At 69.4% G+C, this 504-nt stretch carries 1 protein-coding gene; it reads right to left on the bottom strand.

From position 1 onward, the window contains the following. Nucleotides 1–504: endo-1,4-beta-xylanase (locus IL992_RS45615; RefSeq protein ID WP_193209513.1), on the bottom strand; the 504-nt coding region annotated here is incomplete at both ends.

Below are 504 nucleotides of genomic sequence, written 5' to 3'. Positions count from 1 at the left end.
CCGGGCGAGGGGCTGACCGGCGGCGTCGGGCTCGGGCTGACCGGCGGGGTGGGGCTGGGGCTGACCGGCGGGGTGGGGCTGGGCGAGGTGTTCGGGCCGGCGGCGTTGAGGGCGTTGAGGACCGAGGTGTAGGCGGGCTTCTTGTTGCCGTTGCCGTCGAACAGCAGCGGGGTCTGGCTGGAGCGCCAGGAGTCGCTGTCGCGTACGCCCCAGGTGGTGATGCCGACGCAGCGCGGCACGGCCAGGCAGTCGTTGACCACGTTGGCGTAGGTGGTGGCCGAGGCGCCCTCGATGTCCAGCTCGGTGATGGCCACGTCCACGCCGAGGGCGGCGAAGTTCTGCAGCGTGGTGCGGTAGTTGCTGGGGTAGGGGCTGCCGCTGTTGAAGTGGGACTGGAAGCCGACGCAGTCGATCGGGACGCCGCGGGCCTTGAAGTCCTTGACCATGTTGTAGACGCCCTGGGTCTTGGCCCAGGTCCAGTTGTCGGTGTTGTAGTCGTTGTAG

It is taken from the genome of Microbispora sitophila (genome assembly GCF_014892245.1).
GTDB classification, from domain to species: domain Bacteria; phylum Actinomycetota; class Actinomycetes; order Streptosporangiales; family Streptosporangiaceae; genus Microbispora; species Microbispora siamensis.
The sequence above is the reverse complement of the archived record's forward strand: the minus strand, read 5'-3'. Positions and strand labels throughout refer to the sequence as shown.